Raw genomic sequence first — 18571 nt, forward strand, 5'->3', positions numbered from 1 at the left:
ATATTCATGTTTCACTATGGACGCAAGGAGAGACCGGTTCCGCGTCAGGGAGCGGCATCAGTTTGCAGGCGTGGGTTGTGGCAGGTTTCGGCAGGGAGGCGCAGCCTCTCCCGTCGAGGCCGCCGTCGCCCACCGACAGGAGCTTGACCCGATGTACATCGCCATGAACCGCTTCCGCATCATTCCCGGCCACGAGGAGACCTTCGAGGCGATCTGGGCCACCCGTCAGGGCCGGCTCAAGGACGTGCCGGGCTATGTCGAGTTCCACCTGCTGCGCGGACCCGAGGCCGAGGACCACACGCTGTATGCGACCCACACGATCTGGGAGAGCCACGACCACTTCGTGGCCTGGACCAGGTCGGAGGCCTTCCGCCTGGCACATGCCAATGCCGGCGGCCCGAAGGACAAGATCTACCTCGCCGGCCCGCATTTCGAGGGATTCCAGGTGGTGATCTCGGAAGACCGCGACGGCGTGCGCCGCGATCTGGCGGCCTGACATCGGCCCGGAGCAACATGACGGCGCGACCGGCCCGTCACGGGCATGGCCGGCGCGAATCGGGGAGAAACGCAAGATGACCATGCTCGCAGAGCCGGCTGCCGAGGCCCTTGCCGCGGCGCGGGTGGCGCTGGCCGAGAAGCCCGACGCGTCGTCGAGGCGATCGCCGCCAAGGCCGGCGTTGCACCGCGCACCGTGCTGGATCTCCTGCCGGCAGGGGCGGCCGTGCCCGCTCCGGCCGACGCCTTTGCCGACGTCTGGGCGGCAATGGCCGGCTGGGGCGAGGTGCTGCTGATCGTGCACACCGCCGACATCGTGCTGGAATGCACCGGCAGCCTGCCGGCCGGCAGCTTCGGCCACGGCTATTTCAACATCCATGGCGACAGCCCGATCGCCGGCCACATCAAGGCCGACCGCTGCGCGGCGATCTATTTCGTCGACCGCCAGTTCCACGGCCGGCGCTCCCTGTCGGTGCAGTTCCTCAACGGCGAGGGGGAGGCCATGTTCAAGGTCTTCGTCCGCCGCGACGCCAGCCGCGACCTGATCGCGGACCAGGCCGAAGCCTTCGAGGCGCTGCGCGCCAGCTACATGACGAAGTAATCCCGCATGGTCTCGGACCGGCCGTGCGCGACCGGCATCAGGCGCGGGCGCTGACCGCGCCCGGCGGCTGCACCGGCAGCGAGGCCGCGGCCGGCGGTTTGGCCGGTGCGGCGGCCGAGGCGTCGACTGCGTCGTCGTCCGGAGCATCGCCGGCTTCGGCGGCGGCTGCAGCTGCGGCGGCCGGTGTCGAGGCCGGTGTTGCGGCCGACTTTGCCAGGGCGGCGGCCCGTTCGGCCACGTCCTGGCCGAGGGGAATCACGTCGACCTTCACGTCGAGCCCGTGGTCGCCGACGGTGACGACCACGCCGTCCATCGGCGACACGTCGGAATAGTCGCGACCGACCGCGAGCACGATATGATCCTCGCCCGCCGGAATGTCGTTGGTGGGGTCGAGGCCGATCCAGCCCATCTCCGGTCCGCACCAGACCTCCACCCAGGCGTGGGTGGCGTCGGCGCCTTCGAGACGGACCTGCCCGGGCGGGGGAATGGTGCGCAGGTAGCCGCTGACATAGCGCGCCGGCAGGCCGAGCCCGCGCATGCCGCTGATCATCACATGGGCGAAATCCTGGCACACGCCGCTCTTCTGGCGGAAGGCGGTGGCGGGCAGGGTCTTGGCGTCGGTGGCGCCCGGCTTGTACTTGAAGTCGGTGTGGATCATCCGCGTCAGTTCGAGCGCCCCGGTCAGCACCGGCTCGCCTTCGGGAAAGGCGGCGGCGGCATAGTCGCGGATGTTCGGCTCGAGGGCGACGCTGCGGCTGGCGAAGATGAAGTGCACCGGCGACTCGGCCGATAGATCGTCGCTGCTGGCGGTCGTGTCGCGGATGTCCTCCCACGGCGGCGTCAGGCCGGCGAGAAAGGGTTCGGGCGCCGTCACCTCCACCCGCGCGCGCAGCTCCACCACCAGCCGGTCGTGCGGCTGGTCGATCGCCACCAGCGTCGTGCGGTTGCCGAAGAAGTCGGATTCCTCCTGGTATTCGGCCGGCTGCGGGTCGATGTCGAGCGAGGAGAGGATCACCCGCTGACCGGGGCGGGTCACGGGCGCCATCCGCATCACATGCCGGGAGAAGGGCACGGCCCCGCGGTAGGAGTAGGTCGTCACCTGGCGGATGTCGTAGATCATGCGAGATCCTCGGCGGCGAGCGAGCGGCCGCGGCGGGAGACGGCCCGGTGGGTGAAGAAGCGCACGGAGATCGCCTCGGACAGGTCCTGAAGGTCCTCGATCAGCCGGTCGAGGATCTCCGGCGTCACCTCCTCGGCGCGGATCGTCTGGATGTCGGCGAGGGCACGGCGGGCAAGGCGTACCGGCGCCGAGGGCCGGCCGTCGACGATCGCCGACGGCAGGGTGGCAAGATCGGTGTTGATCCGCACCACCTGGAAGGCGACCGAACGCGGATTGTTGTCGTCGAGGACCAGCAGGTCGAGCACCGGCTCGCGCGAGGTGGTCATCACGTAGCGCGAGCGGTAGGTGATCTGGCTGTCGCCGAGTTCCAGCATCAGGTCGAGCGCGCTCTGGCGCAGCGGCGTGCCGGAAAAGCGGCGCATGAAGCGGGCAGTGGCGATCGCCCGCTCGATCCGCCGGCCGAGTTCGAGGAAACGCCAGCCGATCAGCCGGTTCATGTTCTCGCTGGCGAGCCCCGAGAAGGCGGCGATCTGGCGCAGGGCGCGGCGCACCTCGTCGAAGGCGTCGCTGGCCGGCAGCCGCTTGCCGCGCAGCGCCGCGAACTGCGAGGCGAGATCGGTCACCACCTGGAAGGCGTCGGGGGCCAGCCGGTCGCGGATCACGCCGGCGGAGAAGCGCGCCGACCGCGTCAGCGCCGGCATCGCACCGTGGGCGCTGTCGTCGGTGATCACCATGGTGGCGATGCGGACGTGGGAGTCATGCTCGTCGCCGTCGCTCTCGCTGAGCGCCCCGCTGGAGACGAGCATGTCGAGCAGGCCGTCCACCACGTCGCCGTCGCCGACCGTCTCCACGGCGCGGGCCAGCAGCGCGCGCACCAGCCGCAGCGTCGCCTCGCAGCGTTCCAGATAGCGGCCGAGCCAGAACAGGTTGTCGGCGGCGCGGCTCGGCAGGGTCCCGATGGTGCGGCGGATGCGGACATTCTCGTTCTTGGGCAGCAGCGAGGTCTCGACCACCGGCTCGTCGCCGAGCACCCAGACGTCGGCGACCCGCGCGCTGGTCTGCAGCGAGACGGCCCGGGCGTCGCGGTCGTCGGAAACGCGGCAGAAGCCGCCGGGCATCACGATCCAGTCGTCGTCGCCGGTCGCGACCACGAACAGGCGCAGGATGAACGGGCGCGGCTCCAGCTTGCCGTCGTGCCAGACCGGCATGGTGGAGAGCTTCACCGCCTCCTGGCCGACGAAGTCGATGCCGCGCTGCTCGATCCGGCCGACGAGATCGGCGCGCTGCTCGGGCGAGAGGCTGGAACCGAGCACCACGGCGCGGTCGGGCATGCCGGGCACCTGCGCGCCGAAGGCGGGGGCGATCACCAGCCGGTCGAATTCGGAAAGCACCACGTCGCGCTCCCGCTCCTGCCCGCACCACCAGGTGGCGACGTTCGGCAGCATCAGGTCCTCGCCGAGGATGTGGCGGGACAGCGCCGGCATGAAACCCATCAGCGCGCGCGATTCGACGACGCCGGCGCCCAGCGCGTTGGCAACCACCACCGAGCCCTCGCGGATCGACTGCACGAGGCCCGGCACGCCGAGCCACGAGGCACCGCGCAGCTCCAGCGGATCGGCGAAGTCGGCGTCGAGGCGGCGCCACAGCACGTCGACCCGCCTGAGGCCCGAGACGGTGCGCACGTAGACCGCGCCGTCGCGCACGGTCAGGTCCTCGCCCTCGACCAGCAGGAAGCCGAGATAGCGGGCAAGATAGGCGTGTTCGAAATAGGTCTCGTTGAGCGGGCCGGGCGTCAGCAGGCAGACCCGGGCCTCGGCCCGGCTGTTGAGGCGGGCAAGCTCGTTGCGGAAGGCCTGGAAGAAGGAGGCGAGCCGCTCGACGTTGAGCGAGCGGTAGACCTGCGGCAGGGCGCGCGACAGCGCCAGCCGGTTCTCCAGGGCGTAGCCGGCGCCCGACGGCGCCTGGGTGCGGTCGGACAGCACCCACCAGCGCCCGCGCGGGCCGCGGCCGACGTCGACCGCATAGACCCGCAGATGGCGGCCGCCGGAGGGCTCCACGTCCACCAGCGGGCGCAGGAATTCCGGGCTGCCGGCGATCACGGCGGCCGGCAGCACGCCGTCGGCGACGAGTTCGGCCTTGCCGTAGACGTCCTTCAGCAGCGCCTCGGCCAGCCGGGCGCGCTGGATCACCCCGGTCTTGAGCTCGGCCCATTCGGTGCTGTCGATCACCAGCGGCACATGGCTCATCGGCCAGGCGCGTTCCGAGCCGGCCTTGTCGTCGTAGACCCGGTAGAACACGCCGGAATCGCGCAGGTGACGGTCGGCCGCCTGGAAGCTGTGGCCGAGGGTTTCGGGCCCCAGCGCCGCCATCCAGTCGAGCAGTTCCTTCCAGTGGGCGCGCGGCTTGCCGTCCGCGCCCATCATCTCGTCATAGACGCCGGGCAGCGGCCGATAGCCCTCGAGGAGATCGGCGACCCGCCGCTCCATCAGGCTCGCCCGCGTTCGTTCCTGCTCGTCCAGCAGCGACACCTGCCCCACCCCTCTGCGTCATGCCGGCCAGCCCCGGGCGGCATCAGATCCACGACGGCCGCCTGAGATCCAGCGTCGTCGGAAAATACGGATTGTTCTCCGGCGGCGGCGGCACCATCGCACCGGTGGTGTGGCCGAACGGCTGGAACCGCGCCAGCCGCCGCGCCTCGGCCTCGTAGGAGTTCACCGGGAAGACGTCGTAGTTGCGGCCGCCCGGGTGGGCGACGTGGTAGACGCAGCCGCCGAGCGAGCGCTTCGACCAGCTGTCGTAGAGATCGAAGGTCAGCGGCGCCTGGGCGGGCAGCGTCGGATGCAGGCCGGAGGCCGGCTGCCACGCCTTGTAGCGCACGCCGGCGACGAATTCGCCGTTCTTTCCCGTGGAGGTCATCGGCATGCGCCGGCCATTGCAGACGGCAACGTGGCGGTTGGGGTTGAAGCCCTCGACCCGCAGCTGCAGCCGCTCCACCGAACTGTCGACGTAGCGCACGGTGCCGCCGATCGCCCCTTCCTCGCCCATCACGTGCCACGGCTCCAGCGCCTGGCGGATCTCCATGGTCACGCCGTCGTAGTCGACCTGGCCATAGTAGGGGAAGCGGAACTCGCGCTGCGCCTCGAACCACACCGGATCGACATTGTAGCCGGCGCGCGCGCGCAGGTCGCGCAGCACCTCCAGGAAATCGGCCCAGACGAAATGCGGCAGCATGTAGCGGTCATGCAGGTCGGTGCCGTGGCGCACCAGCGGGCCATCCATCGGCTCGGCCCAGAACCACGAGACCAGCGCACGGATCAGCAGCTGCTGGGCAAGGCTCATGCGCGCGTCCGGCGGCATCTCGAAGGAGCGGAACTCGACGAGGCCGAGCCGGCCGGTCGGCCCGTCCGGCGAGAACAGCTTGTCGATGCAGATCTCGGAGCGGTGGGTGTTGCCGCTGACGTCGACGAGGATGTTGCGGAACAGCCGGTCGACCAGCCACGGCAAGGGCGGGAGGCCCTCGCCGGGCTTCGGCACGTTGGCGAGCGCGATCTCGAGCTCGTAGACCGAATCGTGGCGGGCCTCGTCGATGCGCGGCGCCTGGCTGGTCGGGCCGATGAACATGCCCGAGAACAGATAGCTGAGCGAGGGGTGGCGCTGCCAGTAGGTGACGAGGCTCTTGAGCATGTCCGGGCGGCGCAGGAACAGGCTGTCGGCGGGCGTGCCGCCGCCGACCACCACGTGGTTGCCGCCGCCGGTGCCGGTATGGCGGCCGTCGATCATGAACTTGTCGGTGCCAAGGCGCGTGAGCCGCGCCTCCTCGTAGACGCCGGTGGTGATGTCGATGCACTCGCGCCAGCTGGCGGCCGGATGCACGTTGACCTCGATCACGCCCGGGTCGGGGGCGACGCGGATCACGTTGATGCGCGGGTCATGCGGGGGCATGTAGCCCTCGATATGCACCGGCAGGCCGAGCTCCTCGGCGGTCGCCTCGATGGCGGCGAGCAGTTCCACATAGTCGTCGGCGCGGCCGAGCGGCGGCATGAACACGCAGAGCCGGCCGTCGCGCGGCTCGATCGTCAGCGCCGTGCGCACGGTGGTGCCGCCGGTGATCCACTGCGCGACGCGCGGATCATCCGGGCTGACCTCGCCGGTGCGGCGGTAGGTCTGGGCAAGTTCGTCCGGATCGGGCAGGTCCTCGCGCGGGATCGAGGGGTCCATCTCGTGGATGTAGGGATAGGCGGCCGGCGGCACCCACGGCAGCGAGGCGAGCGGCAGGCGGTAGCCGGCCGGCGAATCGCCGGGGATCAGGAAGATCCGGCCGCGGCGCAGGTTCCAGCGCTCGCTGACCCAGCCCCAGCCGGCCCTGGACTGCCAGCGCTGCACCGGCAGCACGAAGCCGGTCGGCGTCGCGAGGCCGCGCTCGAACACGCGGGCGATGCGCGCCCGGTCCTCGGCGTTCTCCAGCTTGGAATCGTCGGTGGTGACGTTGTCGGGAAGGTCCTGCTCCTTGAGGATCCACTGCGCCGGGTCCTCGTAGGCCGGCACCACGAAGTCCGCGGGGATGCCGAGGCGGGCGGCCACCTTCTCGGTCATCGTCCCGGCGTCGGCGGCGCTCGGCACCGGCATGCCGGTCTCGCGGGCGACGAGGTCGAGGTTGCGCCACAGCGGCTTGCCGTCCTTGCGCCAGTAGAGCGAGAAGGTCCAGCGCGGCAGGCTCTCGCCCGGATACCACTTGCCCTGGCCGTAGTGGAGGAAGCCGCCGGGGGCAAAGCGGTTCGAGAGGCGTCGGATCAGTTCGTCGGCGCGGCCGCGCTTGGACGGGCCGACGGCGGCGGTGTTCCATTCGGCGGACTGGTAGTCGTCGATCGAGATGAAGGTCGGCTCGCCGCCCATGGTGAGGCGCACGTCGCGGGCCTTCAGATCCTCGTCGACCTTGTCGCCGAGGGCGACGAGGTCTTCCCAGGCGTCCTGCGAGAAGGGCAGCGTCACCCGCGGCTTCTCGGCGATGCGGGCGATGCGCATGTCGAAGTGGAAATCGACCTCGGTGCCCGGCTCGGCGGTGTAGCCGCCGGTGATCGGCGCGGCGGAGCGATAGTGCGGCGTCGCGCACAGCGGGATGTGGCCCTCGCCGCAGAACAGGCCGGACGTCGGGTCGAGGCCGACCCAGCCGGCGCCGGGGATGAACACCTCGGTCCAGGCGTGAAGATCGGTGAAGTCGACCTCGGTGCCGACCGGGCCGTCCAGCGACTTCACGTCCGGCGTCAGCTGGATCAGGTAGCCGGAGACGAAGCGGGCGGCGAGGCCGAGGTGGCGGAAGATCTGCACCAGCAGCCAGGCGCTGTCGCGGCAGGAGCCGGAGGCGCGTGCCAGGGTCTCGTCCGGGGTCTGCACGCCGGGCTCGAGGCGGATCTCGTAGCTGATGTCGCTCTGGAGCTGCTGGTTGAGCGCCACCAGATAGTCGACCGTCGGCTTCCTCTCGCGCGACACCTTGGCCATGTAGGCCTTGAACAGCTCGTCCTCGGTCTCGCGGACGAGATAGGGCGCAAGCTCGATCGCCAGTTCCGGCGTGTAGGTGAAGGGCGCCTGCTCGGCGTAGTCCTCGATGAAGAAGTCGAACGGATTGACCACCGCCATCTCGGCGCGCAGGTCGACCGTCACGGAGAATTCGGTGGTGCGCTCGGGGAAGACGAAGCGGGCGAGCCAGTTGCCGTGCGGGTCCTGCTGCCAGTTCACGAAGTGGTTCTCCGGAACCACCTTGAGCGAATAGGCGGGAATGGAGGTGCGGCTGTGCGGGGCGGGGCGCAGGCGGACAACCTGCGGAGACAGCGCCACCGGCCGGTCGTAGGTGTAGCGCGTGACATGATGCAGACTGGTCATGATGGCCATAGGCTGCCGGAACCTCCGCTTTCGCTCTCGCATGTCGCGCCGGAACGGGCGGGCGTCTTGTCCCGACCCGTCTCCGGAACACTCTGGTCTCGATCGGGCGGGCCCGCCTGCAGGCCTGCCGCCTGCGCCGCAGGCCGGCGCAAATCGGCGGTCCGCGCCGGACCGACGCAAACCGCCTGGACCCATTAGACGCCAAACGGGCGGTGCAGAAAAGCCTTTCCTCTGGGCATGGCGATTCCGGGGGCAATGCCGGGCACGTGCGAGCCCGGCACGCCATGCCCGGACCGTGATCAGTGGGCGGTCATTCGCCGATCACCGGGCAATCACGAAAATGTCAATCCGGTCGGCTTGCACGCGGGCGGGGGCATCCCAATTTCATGTGTACGGTGGCGACGCCCCCGAACGTCGGCAATGCCCCCCCGTCTTGGCCGACGGCTCGTCACCAGCGCTGGAGTCCCTCCCAGCGAGTGCGCCTTCCCGATGGCGCCAAGCGCAGTCTGCCCCGAGACTGGGCGCTTTACTTTTTGCGAACCCGCTTCGTCAAGCCCGGCCGATGTCGACGGCCCGCCGCGGCGGTGGACAGGCCGCCGCGGCCGGCGAATTCGCTTGGCGCGCGGCGCGGCGGCGGGGCAGAGTGCGGCCTCCCGCCGCGACCCCGGAATCCCGCCCCTTCATGTCCGCTCTCCTGTCGATCGCCACCTGGAACATCAACTCGGTGCGGATGCGCCGCGGCATCGTCGAGCAGCTGATCGACCGCCATGCGCCGGACGTGATCTGCCTGCAGGAGACCAAATGCGCCGACGGCCAGTTTCCGGCCGCCGATTTCCGCAAGCTCGGCTACGGCCACATCGCGCTCAACGGCGGGCGCGGCGGCTACCACGGGGTGGCGATCGTCTCGCGCTTTCCGCTCGATGATGTCGAGACCCACGATTTCTGCGCCAAGGGCGACCCGCGCCATGTGGCGGCCACGGTCGGGCGTGGCGACGTGCGGATGCGCGTGCACAATTTCTACGTCCCCGCCGGCGGGGACGAGCCGGACCCGGCGATCAATCCGAAATTCGCCCACAAGCTCGCCTTCCTGGAGGAAATGACCGCCTGGCTGCCCACGGCCTCGGGAAGTCTTCCGGACGCGTGGTGGGCGACCTCAACGTCGCCCCCTATGAAAGCGATGTCTGGTCGCACAAGGCGCTGCTCAAGATCGTCAGCCACACGCCGGTCGAATGCGCGGCGCTGGAAGGGCTGCGGCGCGCCGGCGGCTGGACCGACCTGATGCGCGAGATGTATCCCGAGCCCGAACCGCTGTTCACCTGGTGGAGCTACCGGGCGGCGGACTGGCGGGCCTCGAACAAGGGACGGCGCCTCGACCATGTCTGGACCCATCCGGCGCTGGCGGCGCGGGCGCGCTCGCTGACCGTGCTGAAGGAGGCGCGCGACTGGTCGCGGCCGTCCGACCACGTGCCCGTCATCGCCCATTTCGACCTGTCGTCGTGAATGTGAACCCGAAGGATCAGGGCGCGCGCCGGGTGGCGGCGATGCGCTGGCGCAGCTTGTTGCGGGTTTCGGCCGGCACGCCGAGCATGTCGGCGATGCGCCACACGGTCGCGTCCTCGATCTCCTGGGCCGCGCCGTCGGCATAGACCAGATCCCACAGCATCTCGACGATGCGCGCGCGGCCGGCCAGATCCATCCGCCGGTTGAGCACGGCGGTGAAATCGGAGAGATCCACGGATTCCAGGTCGCGGCGGCGCGCCTCCTCCACCAGCCGCTCGGTTTCGGCGCTGCCGATGCGGAAGGTCTTCGCGAGGGTCGCGGTGAGATTGTCGCGCTCGGCCGGCGTTGCGGCGCCGTCGGCGGCGATGGTGTGGATCATCAGCGCGGCGAGCGCCACGCGCTCGTCGATCGCGGCGCCCTCAGTGGTACGCCCGCCGGGATCGCGGAACATCGCCAGCAACGTCTCGAACACCGGCCGTTCCCCCTGCCGCACGGCCCGCGCTGCCGGCCGTGCACCGGCCGGCCGCAGCCCTCGCTTCACAATAGGGAGCCGGGCGGGCGTGGCAATCGCGGGCAATGCGCGGCCGGTCGATCGGCGGGCCGTTGCGGCTTTGAGGTCACACGGGGGCGCGACGCCCCGGCGCGCGGGGCGTCAGGCGCCGAGCACTGCCTCGAGCGCGGGATAGAGCGGCGCCGGGCCGGCGATCAGGCGGTTGCCCCGGGTCAGGCCGTCGTTCGCAAGGAAGTCGTTGGTCCGCCCGCCGGCGCCATTCACGAGCGCGATGCCGGCCAGGCAGTCCCAGGAATTGATGTGGCTCTCGACATAGCCGATCAGCCGGCCGCAGGCGACGTAGCAGAGGCCGAGCGCGCCCGAGCCCTCGCGGTGATACATGCCGCCGGCCTCCAGCAGCCGCGACAGCGCCGGGATCAGCGGCTTCGGCCCGACCCGGGTGGAATAGCCGAGGCTGGTCATGCCGGCGTCGAGCCCGGCCGCGGTGCTGACCGACATCGGCCTGCCGTTGAGGGTTGCCCGGCCGTCGCCGCCGACGGCGAAGAACTCGTCGCGGACCGGCGCATAGACGAGGCCGATCTCGATCCGGCCGGCGCGAAGGTAGGCGATCGACACGCACCAGGCCGACATGCCGCAGATGAACGGCTGGGTGCCGTCGATGGGATCGACCACCCAGATGCCCTGCTCGGGCGAAAAGTCGCTCATGCCGGTCTCCTCGCCGAGGAAGGCATCCTCCGGAAAGGCCTCGGACAGCCGGCGCCGGATCAGCAGCTCGGTCTCGACATCGGCCTCGCTCGCCAGATCCTGCAGGCCCTTCACCTTGATCGTCAGGCTGTCCAGCTTGCGGAAATAGTCCAGCGCCAGCGCGCCGGCCTCGCGGGCAACGGCACTGGCAACGGCGAATCGGCGGTCGATGTCTGCGGTCATCGTCTGTCCCTGAAATGTCGGCCTCGAGAACCATCGGCCGCGTGAAACACCGGCAGCGCCGGAACGGCGCGCAAGGTGATGGTCGGCCAGCAGTAGCAAGACGGCGGCGCGTTTCAAACCGCAGCCCGGGCAGAGCGGGCATGCAACCGGACTGCGCGGTCGACATTCGGAGCAGGGGCGAGCCGCGCGTCAGGCGCTGAAGCACCGACCTCCGCCCTCGGCGATCCGGTCGCTCGGCCTGTCACGGGCATGAAGACTGCCGAACCGGCACACCCGGACGGCTTGCCAGGGGGTCGACGGACATTACGTGCGGTGGAGGAGGACTGGTGGAGCGAGGGGAATCGAACCCCTGACCTCTGCAGTGCGATTGCAGCGCTCTCCCATCTGAGCTACGGCCCCATTCAGGTGGCAGGCATTTAGGCGACGGGGGCCATGCCTGTCAAGCGGCCCACGGCGGAGGCGACGGAATTCCGCTCCGGACGCGACGCGGGCCGTGCCGGCCTTGCAGGCGCTGCGGCGGCTCGCTAAATCAGACCGGGAGCGGTCCTGCCGCCTCCCCGGTTCTGCGGCGCGCCGCGGCCGGCCGACCGGACAGCCGCGGCATCCGCCAGCGGCGCCTCATGCAGTCTCCCGGCCATGCCGGTTCCGCCAATCGGAGTTTCCAGCCGCCATGCGCGCCATCCTCGACGTGATCATGATCGCACTCGACCTCTACATGTGGGTCGTCATCGCGTCCGTGATCTTCAGCTGGCTCTATGCCTTCAACGTCATCAATCCGCGCAACCAGTTCGTGTCGATGGTCGGCAACGCGCTGTATCAGGTGACCGAGCCGGTGCTGCGGCCGATCCGCAACATCCTGCCCAATCTCGGTGGCCTCGACCTGTCGCCGATCGTGCTGTTCCTGATCATCATCCTGATCCAGCAGATGATCCTGCGCTACGCCTACCCGATGGTGCCTTTCTGATCGGTCCGTTGCCACGCTGGCCCGCGCGAACATGGACGACGCCGGACCCTGGCGGCTGGACGGCGAGGATCTGCGGGTCCTCGTCCGCGTCACCCCGCGCGGCGGCCGCGACGCGATCGAGGGCTGCGACCGGCTCGCCGATGGCCGGACCGTGCTGAAGGTCAGGGTGCGGGCGGTGCCGGAAGACGGCGCCGCCAACCGCGCGGTTGCCGGGCTCCTCGCCGGTGCCGCCGGCGTTGCCCGCGCGAAGGCCGAGGTCGTGTCCGGCGCAACGGCACGGATCAAGACCGTGCGCCTCACGGGTGCCGGCGAGGCCGGCCTCGCCGCGCTCCGGCGGCAGCTGCCCTGAGCGGCGGTGCGCGCCGGGGCTCCATCCCCTGCCCGTCCGGCGTTCGTCCACCGCCCGTTCACCATCTCGGGCGATTTTCGGCGACGTCGCCGAACGTTCAGAAGTCCTTCAGCGTCGACACCTAGGGTCGCAGACGGTGCGGCTCGCCCGAAGCCCGCCAACCGGGCACCGCCGCCCGCGCACAGGAAACGAAGCACGCGATGACCAGCCTGTTCGGCCATCTGATGCCCGGGTTCGACCCGGCTCTGCTGCTCGTCGGCGGTCTGCTGTGCCTGATCGGCACGGTGACGGCGGCGCGCCTCTTCAGCCTTTCCACGACGCGCAGCGGCAGCCAGCGCCTGCTCTGGCACGTGCTTGCCGGCCTCACCTTGGGCACGGCGCTGTGGTCGGCGCGGCTGGTGGGCATGCTGGCCGCGGGCGCCTCCGGGGCGGGCGGCTTTGCGGCCGAGGCGGCCCTGCACGCCCTGCCGATGGCGATCACCGGCAGCAGCCTCGGCTTCATCCTTGCCGCCAGCCGGCGCCTGCACTCCGCCCCGCTGCTCGGCGGCCTCCTTCTCGGCCTCACCGCGACGGCCACTTGGCTGCTCGGTCCCGGCGAACCGATCGCGGCAGGACACGACGGCCCGGTGCCTGTCACGCTCCTTGCCCTGTTTGTTCCCCTGGTCATGGCCATTGCCGCCATGCTTCTCGTCCGTGGCAGGCCGCTGGCGGGCACGCTTGCGCTCTGCCTTGCCGTCGTCTGCCTCGAGGCGGGCGCGGTGGTGATGACGGCGGACCTGGCGAACGCCGGCCAGTCCGCGGCCGGGCGCGCCGCCGCGGCCAACCTCGCGCTCACCGTCGCCATGGCGGCGAGCCTCGTGATCGGCTCGGGCCTCGCCAGCCTCGTGATCGACGCGCGCAGCCGCGCGGAGATCCAGCGCGAGTTCGGCCGGCTCGCGCTCACCGACCCGCTGACCGGTCTTCCCAACCGCGGCGCCCTGCAGGACCGGCTTCGCCGCGACCTCGCCGATGCCGACAGGGTCGGCGACAAGGTGGCGGTGCTTCACGTCGACATCGATCATTTCCGCGAGATCAACGACGTCGGCGGCCACGTGGCGGGCGACGCGGTGCTGAAGGCGCTCGGCGCCCGGGCGGCCGCGGCGATCGGCGACGGGGAATTCGTGGCCCGTCTCGGCGGCGACGAGTTCGTGGCGATCCGCCGCTTTCGCGACCGCGGCGAGCTCGAGGACTTCAACGGTCGGATCTTCGAGGCCTTTCACGCGGTCGTCGAGACGGGCGGCACCCGCATCGAGACCGCCGCCAGCCTCGGCCTTGCCCTGCACCCCGACGACGCGGTGGAGGCGCCCGAACTGCTCGCCAACGCCGATCTGGCCGCCGGGCGCGCCCGCGCCGACGGCGCGGGCCGGCTCTGCCGCTACGAGGCGCACATGGACGAGGCGATCCGCGGCCGGCGCAAGCTGGCGAGCGACCTGCGCCGCGCGCTCGACGGCAACCAGCTGGCGCTGCGCTACCAGGTGCAGACGGCGGTGTCCTCCTCCGCGTCCGCGGCTACGAAGTGCTGCTGCGCTGGAAGCATCCCGAGCGCGGCTTCGTTCCGCCGACGGAGTTCATCCCCGTGGCGGAGGCCTCGGGCCTGATCCTGCCGATCGGCGAATGGGTGCTGCGCAGCGCCTGCCGCGAGGCGGCCGGCTGGGAGGCGCCGCACCGGATCGCGGTCAACCTGTCGCCGGTGCAGTTCCGCCATCCGGACCTGCCGCAGCTGGTGCAGCAGATCCTCGCCGAAACCGGGCTCGCGCCGGCGCGGCTGGAGCTGGAGATCACCGAATCGGCGATCATCACCGATGCGGCCCGCGCGCTGCGCACCGTCGACCGGATCAAGGCGCTCGGCGTCACCCTCGCCATGGACGATTTCGGCACCGGCTATTCGTCGCTGGAAACCCTGCGCTCCTTCCCCTTCGACAAGATCAAGCTGGACCGCTCGTTCATGGCCGAGGTCGGGTCCAACACCCAGTCCGAGGCGATCATCCGGGCCGTGCTCTCGCTGGGCCGATCGCTGTCGATCCCGGTTCTGGCCGAGGGCGTGGAGACGGAACAGCAGCTGTCCTTCCTGAAATCGGAAGGCTGCGACGAGGCTCAGGGGTTTCTGCTCGGTCGGCCCGTTCCGGCGGAAGAGCTGTTCGGCGACGACGCCGCGGCGGCGGCGCGCCAGCCGGACAACGTCACCAGTCTGTCGGCCTATGCGCGCCGGCCCCAGGGCGGCGTCTCGCGCCTGCGTTAAGGGTCGGGCCGGCGGCTTCGGCGTCCGGGTTCGCCCATGTCCGCGGTCGATGCCTTCAACGAGCGGTTCCGTCAGCGGCCCGCTTCGTCCCGCTCGCGGCAGTAGATGTCGTAGATCACGCCGATCAGCTGGCGGGCCTCATCCGAGGCGAGACTGTAGTAGATCGTCTGCGCCTCGCGCCGCGTGGTGACGATGCCGAGATCGCGCAGCCGCGCCAGGTGCTGCGACAGCGCCGACTGGCTGAGCGCGACCGCCTCCGCCAGGGCGCCGACCGACATCTCCCGGTCGGCAAGGCGGCACAGCACCATCAGCCGCTTGGTCTGGCCGAGCGCCGCCAGAAGCCGCGCCGCCTGGTCGGCCTTCTTTTCCATCACGGCCGGATCCATGGCCGCGCGGTCCCCCGGCTCGGTCTGCGGCCCGTCGTCCTCGGCGGTTCTGTTCAGCATCTTCAGGCAGCTCCGAGACAATCCGGATGGACGGGGCGCGGCGCGGCGCCGGAAAAGTCGATGACGAGAGACGGCGATGTTGCCGTCCGGCACGTGCCGGACGGGCGGGCGACCGATGGAGATAATATCAATCATCCCCCTCTTTCAACGAAAATGTCCCGGCCCTCGCGCCGCCCGGCCCTGCGCCGCCGCGGCCGGATCTGCCGCATTCGTGATCGCCGGCGCGCGGCAGCCGTCCGATATTGAGGCTTTATGTCCGCGTCGGCATCGGCCATGATTCCGGCGTTGCGTCGATCCGGGCCCTCGCGCCGGGGGCGTGACCCGTTCACCGAGGGAGGCCGACGTCCCGCCGTCATGACCGCGTTCCACACCGCCGGCAGTGCGACCGGCAGCCGTCCGAAGATCCTCGTGATCCTGCATCAGGAGACATCGAGCCCCGGCCGTGTCGGCCAGATCCTCCAGCAGCGCGGCTGTCACCTCGACATCCGCCGTCCGCGATTCGGCGATTCGCTGCCCCACGACATGGACCAGCATGCCGGCGCCATCATCTTCGGCGGGCCGATGAGCGCCAACGACCCCGAGCCCGGCATCCGCCGCGAGATCGACTGGCTCGACGTGCCGCTGAAGGCCGGCGCGCCGTTTCTCGGTATCTGCCTCGGCGCACAGATGCTCGCCCGCCATCTCGGCGCCAGGGTCGCCCCGCGCGAGGACGGCGTGACGGAGATCGGCTACTACCGTCTCCACCCGACCGAGGCCGGACGCTCGCTGATGGACTGGCCCGCCCACGTCTACCAGTGGCACGGCGAGGGCTTCGACCTGCCCGCGGGCGCCGAGCTGCTGGCGACCGGCGACGCCTTCCGCAATCAGGCCTACCGCTACGGTCCCGCCGCCTTCGGCATCCAGTTCCACGCCGAACTGACCTACGCGATGATGAACCGCTGGACCGTGCGCGGCAGCGCGCGCATGTCCATGCCGGGGGCGCAGGCCCGGCGCGACCATTTCGCCGGCCGCGCCATCCACGACGCCGCCGTCCGGCGCTGGCTGGAGGAATTCCTCGATCGCTGGCTGGCATCGGGCGCCGCGTCCGGGGCAGCCGACGGCGCGCATCTCGTCACCGGCTAGGCGCCCGTCCTGGCGGCGGCGGCCGCCTTCCCGAAAGATCGTATCTGTCCCGGCCCTGCAAACGATTTGGCAACCAAACCCTGCGAAGGTTGTCGGGTCGGCAGGTAGTCGCGCGTCGTCGACCGAGCCGGACGGAAGCCAATGCGCCGATCCTCGTTGTGCGTACGGCGGGCTTCCGATCCGGCGGTCGGCCGTTGCTCCGGTCATCGGCCCTTGCGCCGCGGCGCGAATGCGCCCACTTGACCCGGGCCGCCGCGGCTCCACCCTCGCGATCCCGTCCGATCCATGCTATGGCCTGCCCGAGTCGCGGTGCCGGTCGAGGGGCGCCGCCGCACCTCCAAGTCCGGCCGGGGCCGCGCACGTGCCCGCCCCGCCGCAGCGACCCGGGACGACGTCCATGCCGAAATACCGCTCCAGAACCTCCACCCACGGCCGCAACATGGCCGGTGCCCGCGGCCTCTGGCGTGCGACCGGCATGAAGGATGGCGATTTCGGCAAGCCGATCATCGCCATCGCCAACTCCTTCACCCAGTTCGTGCCCGGCCACGTGCACCTGAAGGACCTCGGCCAGCTGGTCGCCCGCGAGATCGAGAAGGCCGGCGGCGTCGCCAAGGAATTCAACACGATCGCCGTCGACGACGGCATCGCCATGGGCCACGACGGCATGCTCTATTCGCTGCCCTCGCGCGAGATCATCGCCGACAGCGTCGAATACATGGCCAACGCCCACTGCGCCGACGCCCTCGTCTGCATCTCCAACTGCGACAAGATCACCCCCGGCATGCTGATGGCCTCGCTGCGCCTCAACATCCCCACCGTGTTCGTCTCGGGCGGCCCGATGGAGGCCGGCAAGGTGGTGATGCACGGCAAGAAGGTGGCGCTCGACCTCGTCGACGCCATGGTCGCGGCCGCCGACGACCGGATCTCCGACGAGGACGTCGCCGTCATCGAGCGCTCGGCCTGCCCGACCTGCGGCTCCTGCTCGGGCATGTTCACCGCCAATTCGATGAACTGCCTGACCGAGGCGCTCGGCCTTGCCCTGCCCGGCAACGGCTCGACGCTTGCCACCCATTCCGACCGCGAGCGCCTGTTCGTCGAGGCCGGCCACCTCGTCGTCGACATCGCCCGCCGCTGGTACGAGCAGGACGACGCCAGCGTGCTGCCGCGCTCGGTGGCCAGCTTTGCCGCCTTCGAGAACGCGATGACCCTCGACATCGCCATGGGCGGGTCGACCAACACCGTTCTGCATCTGCTCGCCGCCGCCCACGAGGCGGAGATCGACTTCACCATGGCCGACATCGACCGGCTGTCGCGCCGGGTGCCGGTGCTGTGCAAGGTCGCCCCGGCCAAGGCCGACGTGCACATGGAGGACGTCCACCGCGCCGGCGGCATCATGTCGATCCTCGGCGAACTGGAGAAGGCCGGCCTGATCGACACCTCGCTGCCGACCGTCCACAGCAAGACCATGGCCGAGGCGCTGGCGCGCTGGGACATCACCCGCACCAGCTCCGAGACCGTGCGCGACTTCTACCGCGCGGCCCCCGGTGGCGTGCCGACCCAGGTCGCCTTCAGCCAGAGCGCCCGCTGGGAGGATCTCGACACCGACCGCGAGGCCGGCGTGATCCGCAGCGCGGAGCATCCGTTCTCGAAGGACGGCGGCCTTGCGGTCCTGTTCGGCAACATCGCCCTCGACGGCTGCATCGTGAAGACCGCCGGCGTCGACGACAGCATCCTGAAATTCTCCGGCCCGGCGCGGATCTTCGAGAGCCAGGATGCGGCGGTCGACGGCATCCTCAACGGCGGCGTTGCCCCCGGCGACGTGGTGCTGATCCGCTACGAGGGGCCGAAGGGCGGCCCCGGCATGCAGGAAATGCTCTATCCGACCAGCTACCTGAAGTCGAAGGGCCTCGGCAAGGCCTGCGCCCTCGTCACCGACGGCCGCTTCTCCGGCGGCTCCTCGGGCCTGTCCATCGGCCACGCCTCGCCCGAGGCGGCCGAGGGCGGCGCGATCGGCCTCGTCGAGCAGGGCGACCTGATCGTGATCGACATCCCCGCCCGCACCATCAACGTCGACGTCTCCGACGCGGTGCTCGCCGAGCGGCGGATCGCCCGCGATGCGGCCGGCTGGAAGCCGGCGGAGCCCCGCAAGCGCAATGTCACCCCGGCCCTGCGAGCCTACGCCGCCCTCACCACCTCCGCCGCCCGCGGCGCGGTGCGCGACGTGAGCCAGGTGGAGAAGGGCTGAGGGGCGAAGGGGCTTGCGCCGCCGCCAGCGGCAAGGCCCCCTCATCCGGCCCTGCGGGCCACCTTCTCCCCGATGGGGAGAAGGGTAACGCGTGGCTGATTCCGAATGCCCCGGCCCGTTTTCAGGGCAGAATCCC

At 70.5% G+C, this 18571-nt stretch carries 13 protein-coding genes, 1 tRNA gene and 2 pseudogenes; 9 read left to right on the plus strand and 7 right to left on the minus strand.

Going from position 1 to position 18571, the window contains the following annotated elements; genetic code table 11:
- Nucleotides 1-151: 151 nt before the first annotated feature.
- Nucleotides 152-496: a heme-degrading protein HmuQ gene (hmuQ, locus tag A6302_RS07055; RefSeq protein WP_069306452.1), complete on the plus strand. Its 345-nt coding sequence runs from the start codon at nucleotides 152-154 to the stop codon at nucleotides 494-496.
- A 76-nt stretch (nucleotides 497-572) separates the two neighbouring features.
- Nucleotides 573-1096 (plus strand): annotated as a pseudogene (gene hutX, locus A6302_RS07060) (heme utilization cystosolic carrier protein HutX).
- Nucleotides 1097-1133: 37 nt separating this feature from the next.
- Here hutX and A6302_RS07065 read toward each other — a convergent pair.
- The 3 genes from A6302_RS07065 to A6302_RS07075 are packed head-to-tail and all read right to left on the minus strand — an operon-like array spanning nucleotide 1134 to nucleotide 8102.
- Entirely contained in the window at nucleotides 1134-2216 is a 1083-nt protein-coding gene (locus tag A6302_RS07065; protein ID WP_069306453.1) for a transglutaminase family protein, read from the minus strand.
- Entirely contained in the window at nucleotides 2213-4753 is a 2541-nt protein-coding gene (locus A6302_RS07070; RefSeq protein ID WP_245293962.1) for a circularly permuted type 2 ATP-grasp protein, read from the minus strand. Before A6302_RS07070 ends, A6302_RS07065 begins: the two co-directional genes overlap by 4 nt.
- A gap of 34 nt (nucleotides 4754-4787) precedes the next feature.
- On the minus strand, nucleotides 4788-8102 hold the full coding sequence (locus A6302_RS07075; RefSeq protein WP_069306454.1) for a transglutaminase family protein: 3315 nt from the start codon (nucleotides 8100-8102) through the stop codon (nucleotides 4788-4790).
- Nucleotides 8103-8775: 673 nt separating this feature from the next.
- Between A6302_RS07075 and A6302_RS07080 the strand changes: the two are divergent.
- A pseudogene (locus A6302_RS07080) lies at nucleotides 8776-9593 on the plus strand (exodeoxyribonuclease III).
- Nucleotides 9594-9609: 16 nt separating this feature from the next.
- Here A6302_RS07080 and A6302_RS07085 read toward each other — a convergent pair.
- The 3 genes from A6302_RS07085 to A6302_RS07095 form a co-directional block, all read right to left on the minus strand.
- On the minus strand, nucleotides 9610-10065 hold the full coding sequence (locus A6302_RS07085; protein ID WP_083255589.1) for a tellurite resistance TerB family protein: 456 nt from the start codon (nucleotides 10063-10065) through the stop codon (nucleotides 9610-9612).
- Nucleotides 10066-10245: 180 nt separating this feature from the next.
- Entirely contained in the window at nucleotides 10246-11031 is a 786-nt protein-coding gene (locus tag A6302_RS07090) for an inositol monophosphatase family protein (protein WP_069306455.1), read from the minus strand.
- A gap of 324 nt (nucleotides 11032-11355) precedes the next feature.
- Nucleotides 11356-11430 (minus strand) — tRNA-Ala (locus tag A6302_RS07095).
- 271 nt (nucleotides 11431-11701) lie between these two features.
- Between A6302_RS07095 and A6302_RS07100 the strand changes: the two genes are divergently transcribed.
- The 4 genes from A6302_RS07100 to A6302_RS24265 all read left to right on the plus strand — a co-directional run bounded on the left by A6302_RS07100 (nucleotide 11702) and on the right by A6302_RS24265 (nucleotide 14622).
- Nucleotides 11702-11995 (plus strand): YggT family protein, encoded by a 294-nt coding sequence (locus A6302_RS07100; RefSeq protein ID WP_069306456.1) that lies wholly within the window; start codon nucleotides 11702-11704, stop codon nucleotides 11993-11995.
- A 31-nt stretch (nucleotides 11996-12026) separates the two neighbouring features.
- Nucleotides 12027-12344 carry a DUF167 family protein gene (locus tag A6302_RS07105; RefSeq protein ID WP_069306457.1) on the plus strand — a complete coding sequence of 106 codons (318 nt, stop codon included), beginning with the start codon at nucleotides 12027-12029 and terminating at the stop codon, nucleotides 12342-12344.
- Between the two features lie 200 nt (nucleotides 12345-12544).
- Nucleotides 12545-13981, plus strand: coding sequence for a GGDEF domain-containing protein (locus tag A6302_RS07110; RefSeq protein WP_069306458.1), 1437 nt, complete (start codon nucleotides 12545-12547; stop codon nucleotides 13979-13981).
- Nucleotides 13900-14622 carry a putative bifunctional diguanylate cyclase/phosphodiesterase gene (locus A6302_RS24265; RefSeq protein WP_069306459.1) on the plus strand — a complete coding sequence of 241 codons (723 nt, stop codon included), beginning with the start codon at nucleotides 13900-13902 and terminating at the stop codon, nucleotides 14620-14622. Before A6302_RS07110 ends, A6302_RS24265 begins: the two co-directional genes overlap by 82 nt.
- 71 nt (nucleotides 14623-14693) lie before the next feature.
- Here the strand turns inward: A6302_RS24265 and A6302_RS07120 are convergent, their stop codons facing one another.
- Nucleotides 14694-15068 (minus strand): ArsR/SmtB family transcription factor, encoded by a 375-nt coding sequence (locus A6302_RS07120; protein WP_342586235.1) that lies wholly within the window; start codon nucleotides 15066-15068, stop codon nucleotides 14694-14696.
- 354 nt (nucleotides 15069-15422) lie between these two features.
- On the opposite strand from A6302_RS07120, the gene A6302_RS07125 reads away from it, so the two are divergent.
- Nucleotides 15423-16190: a glutamine amidotransferase gene (locus tag A6302_RS07125; RefSeq protein ID WP_069306460.1), complete on the plus strand. Its 768-nt coding sequence runs from the start codon at nucleotides 15423-15425 to the stop codon at nucleotides 16188-16190.
- Between the two features lie 397 nt (nucleotides 16191-16587).
- On the plus strand, nucleotides 16588-18435 hold the full coding sequence (gene ilvD, locus A6302_RS07130; RefSeq protein WP_069306461.1) for a dihydroxy-acid dehydratase: 1848 nt from the start codon (nucleotides 16588-16590) through the stop codon (nucleotides 18433-18435).
- The last annotated feature ends 136 nt before the right edge of the window (nucleotides 18436-18571 follow it).

Origin of the sequence: Methylobrevis pamukkalensis, from assembly GCF_001720135.1 — a bacterium.
In the GTDB taxonomy this organism is placed as follows: domain Bacteria; phylum Pseudomonadota; class Alphaproteobacteria; order Rhizobiales; family Pleomorphomonadaceae; genus Methylobrevis; species Methylobrevis pamukkalensis.

What these genes read in the sequence shown, in the direction of transcription:
- A6302_RS07125 (WP_069306460.1), top strand. Translation starts at nt 15,423, where the DNA reads ATGACCGCGTTCCACACCGCCGGCAGTGCGACCGGCAGCCGTCCGAAG.
- A6302_RS07100 (WP_069306456.1), top strand. Translation starts at nt 11,702, where the DNA reads ATGCGCGCCATCCTCGACGTGATCATGATCGCACTCGACCTCTACATG.
- A6302_RS07075 (WP_069306454.1), bottom strand. Translation starts at nt 8,102, where the DNA reads ATGGCCATCATGACCAGTCTGCATCATGTCACGCGCTACACCTACGAC.
- A6302_RS07105 (WP_069306457.1), top strand. Translation starts at nt 12,027, where the DNA reads ATGGACGACGCCGGACCCTGGCGGCTGGACGGCGAGGATCTGCGGGTC.
- A6302_RS07120 (WP_342586235.1), bottom strand. Translation starts at nt 15,068, where the DNA reads ATGCTGAACAGAACCGCCGAGGACGACGGGCCGCAGACCGAGCCGGGG.
- A6302_RS07090 (WP_069306455.1), bottom strand. Translation starts at nt 11,031, where the DNA reads ATGACCGCAGACATCGACCGCCGATTCGCCGTTGCCAGTGCCGTTGCC.
- A6302_RS07065 (WP_069306453.1), bottom strand. Translation starts at nt 2,216, where the DNA reads ATGATCTACGACATCCGCCAGGTGACGACCTACTCCTACCGCGGGGCC.
- A6302_RS07110 (WP_069306458.1), top strand. Translation starts at nt 12,545, where the DNA reads ATGACCAGCCTGTTCGGCCATCTGATGCCCGGGTTCGACCCGGCTCTG.
- ilvD (WP_069306461.1), top strand. Translation starts at nt 16,588, where the DNA reads ATGCCGAAATACCGCTCCAGAACCTCCACCCACGGCCGCAACATGGCC.
- hmuQ (WP_069306452.1), top strand. Translation starts at nt 152, where the DNA reads ATGTACATCGCCATGAACCGCTTCCGCATCATTCCCGGCCACGAGGAG.